A 12,776-nucleotide genomic window follows, 5' to 3' on the forward strand; every position below is an offset into this window, starting at 1 on the left:
TTTTTAATAACATGGGAGAAGTAGGTTTTGTCAGTAAAGGAACTAATGGTAGATAAATCAGCTCTTCTTCAGGGGTTCTCCCGACACGTGGAGAAGGGGGATATAGTAGGTAATGTCCTTATTCATAGGGCACTACTTTCTCAGCTTGAAAGGGATGCTAGAGAAGGTCTAATCTCAGGAGAAATAGCATTAGACGAGATAGATAAGTTAAAGGAATTTTCCGAGAAATACCTCTTCTCTCTTCAAGTAGTTGGTAATGCAGGGGGCAATCCCGATGAAGAGATAAGAAGATATTGCGCTGAGAGAGGTTGTATTATAGTCACAGCAGATGATATGCAGAAAAGGGTTTGTGAGTTTATGAATATAGGCTATGTTTTTATTGAGCCTCTACAGGATAGTTTTAGTCTAGATAAGTTCTTTGATGAGAATACAATGAGCGTACATTTAAAGGAGGACTCTATACCTAAGGCTAAAAAGGGGAGACCTGGATCTTGGCAGTTCGTTAACTTGTCAGAAATTCCGATAACCTCTATGGAAATAAAAAGAATAGCATCAGAGATAATAAGTGATATAAAATACATTAAAAATTCTTTCATTGAGATAGAGAGAAAGGGTTCTACAATAGTTCAGTTAGGAAATTACAGAGTTGTAATAACAAGACCTCCTCTGAGCGATGGTTGGGAGATAACTGTTACGAAGCCTGTTACTAGAAAATCCTTAGAGGAATATGGGCTTTCAGATAAGCTTATTGAGAGATTAAGGGAAAGGGCTGAAGGTATTTTAATTGCGGGTTCTCCAGGTATGGGTAAGACTACTTTTGCCCAGGCTTTAGCTGAATATTACATGAAACTAGGAAAAATAGTTAAAACTATAGAATCTCCAAGGGATATGCATCTTCCTCCAGATATTACACAATACTCAAAGAATTATGCGGAGGTCGGAGAACTTCACGATATACTACTCCTTAGCAGGCCAGATTACACTGTCTACGATGAGATGAGAAATGACGAAGATTTTAGGCTTTACATTGATCTGAGATTAGCTGGAATAGGAATGATAGGAGTAGTTCATGCAACAACTCCTATAGATGCTATTCATAGATTTCTAAGCAGGGTTGATCTAGGTACTATACCTGGAATTTTAGATACAGTAATTTTCATAAGTAATGGTGAAGTTGATAAAGTATTTAGCTTAGAAATGACGGTGAGGGTTCCCTTAGGAATGAGAGAGGCTGATTTAGCTAGACCAGTGGTAGAAGTAAAGGATTTCCTAACGGACAGTGTTGAATATGAAATTTATGTATTTGGTGAACAGACCATGATAGTTCCCGTATCTAAAACAAAAACCAATTCTGTTGAACAAAAAATCACTAGAGCAATAAATATTGCAATACCAGACGCAGACGTAAAATATGAAAACGGCGAATATGTAGTAACAATTCCTAAGACTGAAATAAGTAAGTATAACAGAAGAGTTACCACAAAATTAAAGAAGCTAGAGAAGAAGCATAATATAAGGATAAGGATAAGGCTAGGGGAATGAAAGATATGTTTAAGAAGCTAATTACCTTATTTTGATATATTGTTCCTTTAATTCCACTGAACTACTCTGACATAAAGGTCTGGGCTTTCAGCTTCCTCGTTAACTCTTGTCTTGACCAAGATAGGGAGGTCAACTCTACGGGATCTAAGGTAGTTTTTACTCTTCACGAATAAAACGTTATGAGAATTAGCTAGATCACGGTCTGCATTATAACATCACCTTTACAGACGAAAGACCTAAACGGGAGAGAAATTTCCCTTTTTACGTAACCATAACGTGGATAGGTTCTCGAGGAGTTACAGGATTAACCAATTTCACCTCTTTCCCATTGTTCATCTACAACTCGAATATCCTTCTCGCCAATCTCGTAAAAACCAACGTCAGTAAGTGAAGGTAAAAGAGACTAACAGAACGTGAAACAGGTTACTTAACTTTTTATATCCTCCATAGCCAACGTGTCATAGTTCTTAGCGTTATACTTCTCTGTCTTGAAGTTAAGTCACAACAGAAGTTCTCTATTGACTCAAAAGTCCTGGTTATTTTTACTTTCGCTTTCTCAAAGTTTTTAGATCCCTTTACTTTCCTAGGTGGTGATTTGTGAAGTATCTTTAACTTTCCAATAGTTTCTCATGCCTTCTGCGGTTTTCCACGTAATTACTGATGTTATGAGTAGCCTATATACACCAACGTTGCTACCAAAGTATTTCTCATTTCTTTCTAACGTGGGAAATTTGTATTCCTCTACAACGTCGGAATACTTCCGTGGACATAGATTACCAATTAAAAATAACTTATAAATTGGCGTCAATTCCTCCTTATCTCTTCAGAGAGGGTATTCTTGACGTATTCTCGTAAATTAGAAGAACGTATCTAAAGTTCTACTAAATCTTGCGTCTATATATCTAGATACGCCGTCTATATCGATTCCTGAGGATAGGATATCTTCATCTATTACGTAATTCCCACTTTCTGTTTTCCTTAATTTTGTAAAGGGGACAAATCGCAGAACTCTAGGCATTTTAACTGCTATAAAGAGCTCTCCCCCACTTTTCCTAGTGAAATCAAGTATACCTTCCGCTTGATCTCTTGAAATGTAAACCTTTCCTCCCTTTCTGCTCTTAACTTCTATTATTAGAATATATCCTGACTTCATTGCAACTATATCAGGAATTGAATCCTTTCTTTTACTTCCACTAGCTGGTGCACGTAATACAGCAAAACCTCTATCACGAAGAAGTGAGACAATTTGCCTCTCTACGGCAGAGCCTCTCTTTTTTCTGTTCACAAATATATTTTAAAAAATTAAGATTTAGGTTTTCCTCTCTCTATAAGTTCTTTTAATTTTCTACCCGTTTGCTCCTCTAAACTATTATCTACATCATTCATAAGCTGTTTAAGAGCAGGACTTCCCCGGTTATATTCCTCTATCCATTCATTAGCAAATTCTCCGTTCCTTATCCTATCCAAAGCTTCCTTCATCTTCTGCCTTACCTCATCATTTATTACTTCTTTACCTACTCTATACCCTCCATATTTGGCAGTGTCAGATACTGCCTTTAACATACCAGAGAACCCTTTCTCATAAACTATATCAACAATCATCTTCATTTCATTTATTGTCTCAAAATAAGCTACCTCTGGTTGATACCCAGCTTCTACTAAAGTTTGAAATGCCGATCTCATGAGTTCCATTACTCCTCCAACTAGCGTAGTTTGTTCCCCAAATAGATCAGTCTCGGTCTCCTCTTTGAAAGTCGTCTCAATTACACCTGCTCTCGTTGCACCTATTCCCTTGGCTATAGCTAAAGCCTTTGATAAAGCATTCTTACTGGTGTCTTGTTGTATAGCAACTAGTGCTGGTACTCCTCCACCTTTAACGTAGAAATCTCTAACTGTTGGGCCAGGTCCCTTAGGAGCAATCATATAGACGTCAACAAAATTAGGAGGTTCTATTAGCTTATAGTGTATATTAAATCCATGAGCAAAGACTAAATCCATTCCTTCCCTAAGGTATGGTTGCACCTTCTCTCTATATACTAGTCTCTGAGCCATATCTGGTACAAGGAAGATAACAATATCAGCTTTCTTTACTGCATCCTCAGTGCTTACTGGTTCAAATCCGTCCTTTTTTGCCTGTTCCCATGATCTTCCTTGTCTTTCTAAACCTACAACTACGTCTAATCCGCTATCTCTAAGATTTAATGCCCACGCTCTTCCTTGACTTCCATAGCCTAATACTGCTATTCTTTTTCCCATTATAGGGTTTAGACTTGTTTCCTGTTCAGTGTATATCTTGGCTATATTTATCACCCCAACTGTAGGTAGTTATCTTATTATAAACTGGTACAAAAATTACCATGCTTCCACTATCTGTAATCCGACCTTTATTATCTACGGAAATTGAAGTTACCTCAGCATCTTCCAGGACTTCTATTTTTTCTACATCAACCATCTTGCTTGCATTTATTATTGCGAGATAAGTGTTCTTTGTATCTTTAATTCCAAGATAAACTTCATACAAGCCGTCATCAGTAATTCTTCTAGCATTTACCCAGTCTATGTCAACCCAAAGCTTCCTGAAGTTTCCCATAATCCTTTCTAGGAAGCCTGGGTCCCTATAATATCCAGTTATTTTAACTACCTTTTCTCGGGTCACTGACAATCACCTGACTTAATTTTCCACCTGGAGGCAGAGTTGGTAGGGCTAATTCATTTTTATCTATAGGCAATCTAATTACAGCAGGTATATTTTCCTTAATTGCAATCTTAATAGACTTTTCTATTTCCTCATAACTATCTGCGTTAAAACCTAAAGCGCCAAAGGCTTCAGCGTATTTGATTAGATCAGGGGATGGTCCATAATCTACTCCGACAACTCTTCTATTCTGGAATAAGTCTTGAACTTGTCTTACCAGACCCAACGCTCTATTATCGAATATAATAGAAATTATAGGTATATGTTCGTCTACCGCTGTCGCAAGATTATTTCCAGTCATAAGGAATGATCCATCTCCGTCTAAGTCAACAACTACCTTGTTAGGTCGAGCCATCTTAGCTCCTATTGCGGCAGGTAATCCGAACCCCATAGTTCCCATTCCAGTAGATGATATAAACGTTCTAGGTTCTAGGACTTCCCAAAAGACCTCCGCCCACATCTGATGTTGCCCCACTCCAGTAGTTACTATTGAATCTCTTGGAATAGCATTTCTTATTGTCTTTAACGCTTTCCAGGGCTTAATTTTTCCTGGTTCATCCGGATAATAGAACTGCGAGTAATAATCCTTTAGTTCCTTAACTCTCTTCATCCATCCAGAATGATCCTTCTTTGCTCCGATCTTGATTACTGCCTCAAGGATTTGTCTTAGAATATCTTTAGCATTACCATATAGCGCATAGTCTACCTTAAACGCTCTTTCTCCATCAGTAGGATCAATGTTAATCATTATAAACTTCTTACCAGTTTCTATCATTTCATCATATGAGGTAAACGTTCTATCGCTTAGTCTACCTCCCACTATTAACATAACATCAGATTCTAGTCCGACCATCGACGCCTCAGCTCTACCATAATATCCCATTGCTCCTACGTAAAGCGGATGATCTGCAGGTATTGCGCTCTTCCCTGGTAAAGTTGTAACTATAGGTGATATTAGCGTTTCTGCTAGTTTCAGAACTTCAGGGGTAGATCCTGACCATATAACGCCTGTACCTGCAAGAATTACTGGTCTTTCGGCATTTACTAGTATTTCAGCTACTTTTTTAATTAGGATAGGTTCAACATTTGACTTGAATGGTCTAAATCCCCTTACCGTAGGTTTCTCAGGCCATTTCACATCATCTAATTTCTCTAGTTGAACGTCTCTTGGAATATCTACGACCACTGGCCCAGGTCTACCTGTAGATGATATGTAAAACGCATTCTTTATCCATTCGGGTATTTCCATTATGTTCTTTAGCTGAACAACGTATTTTGCTGCATTAGCAAATATTCCTGGTGTATCCGCCTCTTGAAATGCCATTTTTCCTATTACTGGTCTGACAACTTGACCGGTTATTGCTATTACTGGAGAGCTATCCCAATATGCGGTTACCATTCCTGTAACTAGATTTGTAGCTCCAGGTCCAGACGTTGCTGTACAAACTCCAGGAAAGCCGGAAGCCCTTGCAAATCCATCAGCAGCATGAGCAGCGGCCTGTTCGTGTCTCATTAATACATGTCTAAGTTCACCATTTTGCAAATCCTCAAGGAATGCGTCATAGAAGGGCATATTGGTCAATCCTGGTATACCGAATATTACTTTAACCCCTTCTCTTTTTAGTGAATCTACTATTAGTCTAGCACCTGTAGGCATTATCTTTCACCTTTAATTCCTTTTCTTGAGCAAAAGTAGATTTCATTCTCTTCACATAGATTATTTTTGAGAAATTTATTCGACTTGGAGGGTATAGCCACCTTTCATCCTTTTTCCCAGCTATTCATAAACGCCGAATTATTTTTAAACTTTTTTATTTGCTTGTACAGAGGAGGGAGGCAATATATAAAATATTTAGCGAAACAAGATGAGTTAATTTTAAAAGTAGTTTAGTTTATGAAGCTGAAAATTTCCTTATGGTCGTGTATGTCCTTCCACATTTCAACACATTTTACATTACCTAGATATAACCAGACATTTCCAAAATGTATTCTTCTATCGTCGACAAAGAGAACTTCTTCAGGCTTTATAATAATATTTTTTTCGTATCTAAGATTGTTAAGAATTTCAGTAATCATGATAAACTTGAACGGATAATCTCTAGATATTATTATATCAAAATATTTTTCTAGTTCAAGGGCTTTTAGAACTGCGGTTGTCTTATGAGGAAAATTCCAAGTAGCCATTCCAACTATAATTCCCCTTTTTTTAATTCTTTTAATGTTTCTTTAACTGATGGGAAGAGTGTTAGTTTGTTTCCATTAGAGTCCTCTACCTGTGTCTCATTTATAACTTTAAGTGGTTCTTCAAATTCTGAGATATTGTAATGATCCCATAAGGTCTTATCTGCGTCAAATATTACTGTCTTTATCATCAATACTGAGAAGAAGGAAGCATATAATAAATTATCTTCCCATCATGATAATCCCTTATAAGTTGCCTTGCAGCCTCCTCAATAAGTGGTTCTTTATCCTTTTTATATATCCATCCCCTTTTTACAGCAATTTTTTTGAGAAGATCAATCCCATCAGAAAATTCTATCTTGTACACTCTTGATAATTCCTTAGAGTTAAAAGCTAATATTTTTTCAATAAGCATCAACGCAACTTTTACTGGATCTTCGATTTTTTCTACTGGGTATCCTCTTATTGCTCTCTCAAATAGACTACCATCTGGTGGTATTACACCCGGCGTATCCCAGGCATAAATTTTGTTATCTATTCTGAACTTTTGAATAGATTTTGTAAATCCATAACTCATTGGATGGGCAGAAGTAGATGCAGAGTGTTTTCCTTTTAAAGCGTTAATTATAGAGGACTTACCAGTTTTTGGATATCCGATTAGGCATATTGTTCCCTCATTTCCTTTAAGTGCTTCTTTTATTTCATGTCTCAAGATTGTTGTCCCTTGATGAAGAGTCGCGGCTATATATATTGTTCTAATACCTTCATTAGAGAACTTTGCTTTCCACTTATCAAGAATTTCCTTAGGAACGAGATCTCCCTTATTTATCACAATTATAATCTTTTTGCCTTTTTTTGCTGAGTAACTTTCGATTTTCCTGGACCTGGTAAGTAAAGGTTCTCTAGCATCAACTACCTCTACAACTACGTCGGATCTTGATATTGCATTAATTACATCCCAGAGCATTCACTTTTATTTATAGTAGGTTCCTATTTTAATTATGCCTATTGGAAAGCTAGCGGTATTTGATGAAGGCTTTACTGACGGAAGCTTAGAATATTCGTCAGCCGTAAAAATGCAAAAGCTCGAGAATTTGAGTAAAGAATTAGAGCATATATTTTATGCTGAATATAAGCCAAGTAAAGCCTACATCGTTATTGTAACAGAAACAAAAAATCAGTTTGCTAAATGGAGACTTTGGCTTAATAATTTCTCTATAACAAAGGAGTTTAAACCTAATGAAGATATTCTAATGAATGGAAATTTTCTAAACCTTCATGTCTTTGATGTCTCTCCATTTGTGCAAAAAGGGAAAAATCAGCTTGTAGTTTCTAGGATGTCTAACGAACCAATTTACGTTCATTTAATTAGTACGGCAACCTTATACGAGGTATCAGGATTTAGAACTGAATACACACTAGGTGCAGGAGTTTTAGCTCTGAAGCCATATGAATCTATAAAACTTTCTGGAAAAGAAAATAACTATATTGTTGTACGGATTCCACTGAAATCTAAGCTAATAGTCGAAGGAAGTAAAAATACGTTAGAAATGGAAGGAAACTCAGACGGAGAAGAAATTGAAATACCAGGAGAAGTATTTATTCGTCATGAAGGCAAAGTTAAGGATCCTGCTTTAATTTACTTGCATTATACCTCAAGAGAGTCAACTCCAAAAATAGACATAGAAGCTAATAGTAGAGTTGAAAATCTTTTACTTAACATAAGCATAGTTAATAAGAGTGAAATTGGCTTAGATAGAGTCTTGGTCAATGTTATGCTTAATGGTATCACAATTTACTTTAAGAGCGTTGAAAATGTAAAAGATGGGGACTCATTAAATTTATCTTTCCCTTTAAATCAAAGGAAAGGTAATCTTCATTTAAGAGTAGTAGGAATAAAGGCTGGCGTAAGAAAAATATTAGATAAGGATGTGGAGTGGTAGGCTCCCCAAGGCAAATGCGGTTATTCCTATAAAAGCCGACCACTTAAGATATTCTCGGCCCTTAGATCCTCCTTTTATTGACGTTTCACTAAAAATCGACAATAGAATGAAATAAACGAACGGAATAAGTAGAATCAAGTACATAATATTAAATCCTAGGAATAGAGGTAAGGGGGAAATAACTAGTATAAGAATCAGTATTATACGAGATATTTTCCACGTGTCCCTTACGCCTATTGTTGTGGCTAGCGTCTTAACTCCGTATGCCTTATCTCCTTCATAATCCTCTATTCCCTTAATAAATTCTCTACCTAAAGTTAAAAGAAAAGAATAAGCAGTTGGAACTATAACTCTTTCAAGCCAATCTCCAGAGAAGTAGGTAATGCCACCGTAGAAAATTGAGAGTGCGGTAGTAGTAGCAACTATAATATTACCACTTAAACCTTCTCTCTTTAATGTCTTTGCGTAATAATATAACGCTAATGACGTAATAGTCGCGATTATGACTTCGAAGTACCCAAGAGTAATCGATATTATAGTGCCAGAAATCATTAGACCATAAGAGAGGATAATAGCTCTTCGCAAGCTTATTTTTCCAGAGGGGAGAGGTCTATCTGGCTTATTTATTTTATCTATTTCGACATCAAACACATCGTTTATAGCATATCCACCTGCAGCTACAAGTGATACTACAATCATTGAAATAGCAAGTCTTTCAACACTAATTTCCCAGAATGATGCTACCAAGTATCCCATAAGATCTCCTATAGCTGCACCTATCACGTTATGAACTCTAATCAACCTTAGGTATGGATTCACGGAGGACTTACTCTACTCACTAAATAAATTTTACTTGGACCTTCCTCTTTATACGCTTACTAATTTTTTAAAGATGAGAGTTTAAAGTTATATATGGCAAGCGAAAAGGAGATAGCTACTGCAGAAAACTACTTTAAAACTTATCTCTCTGTTGGAGAGATAACGGCGATTAGAGACTTAAAAGGACGAGGTATTAAAGAGCCAGAGAAGGTAATACTTGACTTGATGGAGAAGGGTATCATTGAGAAGGGAGAAGGATGTTACAATTTAGTGAGGAAGAAGGAGAAGTGAGTGGAAATCGAATTCCTTTTCCGCTATTATTGTTTTTTCATTAAGTAGGGTAGAAATTGTTATCCAGAAGTGCCAAGTTTTTTCAAGAAATGAACTAATGTAATATTGTCTATTTACTTCTTTCTTTAATTTTTGAAAAGTTTGTTGATAATCTTTTGCATTCAATAGCTCAGCTATTCCAAATATACCACCTCCAGTAAAAGTTTTAATTATACCAGTTCTATCACCATAACACTTTACCTCGCACTCTTTAGGTCTAACCCTTGGTATTACTCCTCCATGAATTCCTATTATTTTCCTGCTAACCTTGGGTAGGAAAAGTCTCGGATCTCTATAAGACATTGATCCTACTAATGTCTTGTCTGGTAATGGTACGATCCATGAGAATCCTCCGGCATTTTCCGAATCTAGATATACTTCTATTATAGATGAGTCTAAAGGTTCAGTCTCTAGCTCCACCGCTTTTACCCATTTGGCCTTACCTTTCCAACCTGACGCATCTATAACTTCTCCATAGTATTTTTGTGAACCCACTAAAACCTCGTTTTTTCCCTTTATTATGGCATCTACTGGTCTTATAACTTTTAAGTTACTATCTAGCCATTTCTCAAGTTTTTCTCTATTTAACCTAATTACATCTGTCTTAATGATAAGCGTAGATTTTTCTTTACCATTTTTCAAGGTTTTTATTTTAATTTCCTTGAACTCCGCATCAATAAATTCTTTAGAGACCCCTAACTGAGAAAAAGTCGAGCGACTTATAATTCCTGTGCATTTTTTTCCTGGGAATCTCTTTCTGTCAAAAATTAAGGAATCTCCAAACTTATATCCAGCTAGTAATCCAGCGAGGCCTCCTCCAACTATTAGAATTCCGATGATCTATCAGCCTCATTTACAGTATATTTTTTTGCTTTAAGCTGAGAGGCTATGTAGTTAAACGCTTTTCTTGGATCTGTGTGGGAACCACAGGAATAAACATCAACAGTAGCAAAACTATATTCAGGCCACGTATGAATGGTTATATGGCTCTCTAAAACTATTGCTACGATACTAACACCTTCACCAATTTTCCATGATTTAACGTCGAGTAAAGTCATGTTTCCTTCTTTTGCAGCTTCCGTAACTACGCCTCTTAAATACTCTAAGTCCTTAAGAGCATTATTGTCGCAATCGTAGAGGCTGCCATACACTTGCCTTCCCACAACTTTTGGAAAGACTTGATTTACCCCCATCATATTTAAGCCCCCCTTTATATACCCCCTATTTTGCTTTATTTAAATCTATCTTATATGCAATTAAAGAGAAGAGAATGTAGATTCCTTTTACCCAATAAGAATTAAAGAATTTAGGCTAGTAAAGGTAGACCAACAACCTCCTTACTATTATATATTTCTTGGAAGTGATCTTTATATAGCATTTAGTTCGAACGTCAAAAAGAGGAAGTTTGAAGCCCAAACTAAATAAATTTTTAACGTTAAATTCTACTATTTTAACTATTGATAAGCAGTGATAAGAAGGATAGTTCTTGATGTCCTAAAACCTATTAAGGGTTCTAGTATAGTGGACATAGCAGAAAAACTAACTAAATTAGATGGGATTGATGGGGCTAATATAAGCGTTACTGACATGGATGTGGAAACTATGGGTTTAATGGTCATACTTGAAGGTAGTGACATAATATTTGAAGAAGTTAGAAAATTGTTAGAGGAAGAAGGTTGCGCAATACATAGTATAGATGAAGTAGCAAGTGGCAAAAAAGTAATAGAGGTTAGGAGGGCAAAATGAAGTGTGACGTTTGTAATACACGCGATGCTTTCATATTTCAACCTCACACTGGCAGAAAGCTATGCAAACAATGCTTTATAGATGATATAAGGCTTAGAGTAAAGAATGAGGCTGAAAGACAAGGCGTTCTATCTGCTAAGAGGGTATTACTTGCAGTATCTGGAGGAAAAGATAGTTTCACATTGGCCGATTCTTTGGCATCAATAATGGATCCTAAGAAACTAATAGCATTCAATATAACAGAAGGAATAACGGGTTATAATAGGGCAGATCAAGTACTTAAACTAAAAAAATACCTAGATGATTTAGGAATAGAGCTAATCTCCACTTCTTTTAAGGAAAAGCTAAGATATTCTCTTGATGAAATGGTTTTATCTTCAAATGAGAAGGGATTAAATATATCTGCATGTACCTTTTGTGGAGGTTTCAGAAGAAAACTAATAAACTTAGAAGGCCTTGAAGTTAAGGCAGACTTCGTAGCTACTGGACACAACTTAGACGATGAAGCTCAGGCTATACTTATTAATATATTAAGAGGAGATACGAAGAGGTTGATAAGGCTTGGAGATCTTCCTCCAAAGCTTAGTGATAGATTTGTAATGAGAGTAAAACCATTAAGAAAAATTTACGAATGGGAGACGACTATGTACTCTCTTGCAATGGGTTTTGAGTTCCAAGATGTTGAGTGTCCATATATATCATTAAAGCCTACTATGAGGGCAAAGATAAGAGACCTCTTATATCTAATTGAGGAGAGAAAACCAGGTTCTTTAATGAGAATAGTTGAAACCTTTGATGAGATTTCCGATAAGATTAGAGAAGGAGCTAATTTATCAGAGTTGCCTAGGTGTAAGATTTGCGGAGATCCAACAAGTTATGGAAGAGATATATGTAAAAATTGTGAACTTTTATTAAAATCGGGGCTTTTACCTTCATCGAGCTCTACTGTTTCTTAGACAATTATAGCCATTATTTGGTAATTCAAATTTAAAAATAATTATTTATGTCATAAATCCTTTCGTTTACTCCTTTTCTTTTGTTTGCAATTATTGCCATCGAGAATAGCAATGATGAAAGTCTATTAAGATAAACTATTACCCATTTGTTAAACTCCAATTCCTTAGAGTATTTTACAGCATTTCTCTCTACTCTTCTACATACAGATCTAGCTACATGAATTGTAGAGGCTTCTTCAGTACCACCAGGTATTATAAATAGTCTAACTGGTCCGCTCTCCTTTCTATAGTAGACAGTTCTTTCCTCTAACCACTTAACGCTATCTTGTGTTATCAATTCTTTTCCTGTACTTACGTCCTCTCCAAGGACAAATAATTCTCTTTGGACTCTTTCTAAGTCTTTTCTTACATCATCCCATTCTATTCTAGTTAATGCTAACCCAAGAAATGAGTTAAGCTCATCTAAATCTCCAAGAAAGTTAACTAGGGGTGAATCCTTGCCAACCCTTTTTCTTATAACATTTGTGTTTCCATCGTCACCTGATCTTGTAAACATTATAAATT

15 protein-coding genes and 1 pseudogene are annotated in these 12,776 nt (G+C 36.1%); 5 read left to right on the plus strand and 11 right to left on the minus strand.

Annotated features, from left to right (window positions below; all coding sequences use genetic code 11):
• Positions 1-45 precede the first annotated feature (45 nt).
• Positions 46-1,542 (plus strand): holliday junction branch migration ATPase PINA, encoded by a 1,497-nt coding sequence (locus tag CM19_RS01790; protein ID WP_048098870.1) that lies wholly within the window; start codon positions 46-48, stop codon positions 1,540-1,542.
• 583 nt (positions 1,543-2,125) lie between these two features.
• On the opposite strand, the gene CM19_RS12900 is transcribed toward CM19_RS01790, so the two are convergent.
• The 7 genes and pseudogenes from CM19_RS12900 to CM19_RS01820 all read right to left on the minus strand — a co-directional run bounded on the left by CM19_RS12900 (position 2,126) and on the right by CM19_RS01820 (position 7,385).
• Entirely contained in the window at positions 2,126-2,350 is a 225-nt protein-coding gene (locus CM19_RS12900) for a hypothetical protein (protein WP_150111353.1), read from the minus strand.
• 48 nt (positions 2,351-2,398) lie between these two features.
• Complete coding sequence (hjc, locus tag CM19_RS01795; RefSeq protein ID WP_048098739.1) at positions 2,399-2,827, minus strand: Holliday junction resolvase Hjc; 429 nt, start codon at positions 2,825-2,827, stop codon at positions 2,399-2,401.
• Positions 2,828-2,844: 17 nt separating this feature from the next.
• A complete protein-coding gene (gene ilvC / locus CM19_RS01800) occupies positions 2,845-3,798 on the minus strand; it encodes a ketol-acid reductoisomerase (protein WP_048098871.1) in 954 nt (317 codons plus the stop codon).
• Positions 3,799-3,823: 25 nt separating this feature from the next.
• Entirely contained in the window at positions 3,824-4,198 is a 375-nt protein-coding gene (locus CM19_RS01805) for an ACT domain-containing protein (protein WP_048098740.1), read from the minus strand.
• The gene (locus tag CM19_RS01810; RefSeq protein ID WP_048098741.1) at positions 4,176-5,894 is read right to left on the minus strand and encodes an acetolactate synthase large subunit; all 1,719 of its coding nucleotides are present in this window, start codon (positions 5,892-5,894) and stop codon (positions 4,176-4,178) included. Before CM19_RS01810 ends, CM19_RS01805 begins: the two co-directional genes overlap by 23 nt.
• Before the next feature lie 230 nt (positions 5,895-6,124).
• Positions 6,125-6,609, minus strand: a pseudogene (locus tag CM19_RS01815) (magnesium-dependent phosphatase-1).
• Entirely contained in the window at positions 6,609-7,385 is a 777-nt protein-coding gene (locus tag CM19_RS01820; RefSeq protein WP_048098742.1) for a GTPase, read from the minus strand. Before CM19_RS01820 ends, CM19_RS01815 begins: the two are co-directional and overlap by 1 nt.
• A 34-nt stretch (positions 7,386-7,419) precedes the next feature.
• Here CM19_RS01820 and CM19_RS01825 point away from each other — a divergent pair, with 34 nt between their 5' ends.
• Positions 7,420-8,361: a hypothetical protein gene (locus tag CM19_RS01825; RefSeq protein WP_048098743.1), complete on the plus strand. Its 942-nt coding sequence runs from the start codon at positions 7,420-7,422 to the stop codon at positions 8,359-8,361.
• On the opposite strand, the gene CM19_RS01830 is transcribed toward CM19_RS01825, so the two are convergent.
• The gene (locus CM19_RS01830; RefSeq protein WP_048098744.1) at positions 8,338-9,180 is read right to left on the minus strand and encodes a UbiA family prenyltransferase; all 843 of its coding nucleotides are present in this window, start codon (positions 9,178-9,180) and stop codon (positions 8,338-8,340) included. The two genes, CM19_RS01825 and CM19_RS01830, sit on opposite strands and share 24 nt — an antisense overlap.
• A gap of 93 nt (positions 9,181-9,273) precedes the next feature.
• Here CM19_RS01830 and CM19_RS01835 point away from each other — a divergent pair, with 93 nt between their 5' ends.
• The gene (locus CM19_RS01835; RefSeq protein ID WP_048098745.1) at positions 9,274-9,471 is read left to right on the plus strand and encodes a PolB1-binding protein PBP2 family protein; all 198 of its coding nucleotides are present in this window, start codon (positions 9,274-9,276) and stop codon (positions 9,469-9,471) included.
• Here the strand turns inward: CM19_RS01835 and CM19_RS01840 are convergent.
• Both CM19_RS01840 and speD read right to left on the minus strand, forming a co-directional pair.
• Positions 9,448-10,152 (minus strand): geranylgeranyl reductase family protein, encoded by a 705-nt coding sequence (locus tag CM19_RS01840; protein ID WP_235185597.1) that lies wholly within the window; start codon positions 10,150-10,152, stop codon positions 9,448-9,450. The two genes, CM19_RS01835 and CM19_RS01840, sit on opposite strands and share 24 nt — an antisense overlap.
• 182 nt (positions 10,153-10,334) lie before the next feature.
• A complete protein-coding gene (speD, locus tag CM19_RS01845) occupies positions 10,335-10,706 on the minus strand; it encodes an adenosylmethionine decarboxylase (protein WP_171714926.1) in 372 nt (123 codons plus the stop codon).
• 271 nt (positions 10,707-10,977) lie between these two features.
• On the opposite strand from speD, the gene CM19_RS01850 reads away from it, so the two are divergent.
• Both CM19_RS01850 and CM19_RS01855 read left to right on the plus strand, forming a co-directional pair.
• Positions 10,978-11,256: a DUF211 domain-containing protein gene (locus CM19_RS01850; RefSeq protein ID WP_048098747.1), complete on the plus strand. Its 279-nt coding sequence runs from the start codon at positions 10,978-10,980 to the stop codon at positions 11,254-11,256.
• A complete protein-coding gene (locus CM19_RS01855; protein WP_048098748.1) occupies positions 11,253-12,212 on the plus strand; it encodes a TIGR00269 family protein in 960 nt (319 codons plus the stop codon). The genes CM19_RS01850 and CM19_RS01855 overlap by 4 nt, the downstream gene beginning before the upstream one ends.
• 31 nt (positions 12,213-12,243) lie before the next feature.
• On the opposite strand, the gene CM19_RS01860 is transcribed toward CM19_RS01855, so the two are convergent.
• Entirely contained in the window at positions 12,244-12,768 is a 525-nt protein-coding gene (locus tag CM19_RS01860) for a cob(I)yrinic acid a,c-diamide adenosyltransferase (RefSeq protein WP_048098749.1), read from the minus strand.
• Positions 12,769-12,776: the final 8 nt, after the last annotated feature.

This window comes from Candidatus Acidianus copahuensis (assembly GCF_000632495.1).
Taxonomy (GTDB): domain Archaea; phylum Thermoproteota; class Thermoprotei_A; order Sulfolobales; family Sulfolobaceae; genus Acidianus; species Acidianus copahuensis.

Coding starts and splice junctions, on each gene's coding strand:
- CM19_RS01790 (WP_048098870.1), top strand. CDS start 46: ATGGTAGATAAATCAGCTCTTCTTCAGGGGTTCTCCCGACACGTGGAG.
- ilvC (WP_048098871.1), bottom strand. CDS start 3,798: ATGGGAAAAAGAATAGCAGTATTAGGCTATGGAAGTCAAGGAAGAGCG.
- CM19_RS01810 (WP_048098741.1), bottom strand. CDS start 5,894: ATGCCTACAGGTGCTAGACTAATAGTAGATTCACTAAAAAGAGAAGGG.
- CM19_RS01820 (WP_048098742.1), bottom strand. CDS start 7,385: ATGCTCTGGGATGTAATTAATGCAATATCAAGATCCGACGTAGTTGTA.
- CM19_RS01825 (WP_048098743.1), top strand. CDS start 7,420: ATGCCTATTGGAAAGCTAGCGGTATTTGATGAAGGCTTTACTGACGGA.
- CM19_RS01835 (WP_048098745.1), top strand. CDS start 9,274: ATGGCAAGCGAAAAGGAGATAGCTACTGCAGAAAACTACTTTAAAACT.
- speD (WP_171714926.1), bottom strand. CDS start 10,706: ATGATGGGGGTAAATCAAGTCTTTCCAAAAGTTGTGGGAAGGCAAGTG.
- CM19_RS01855 (WP_048098748.1), top strand. CDS start 11,253: ATGAAGTGTGACGTTTGTAATACACGCGATGCTTTCATATTTCAACCT.
- CM19_RS01860 (WP_048098749.1), bottom strand. CDS start 12,768: ATGTTTACAAGATCAGGTGACGATGGAAACACAAATGTTATAAGAAAA.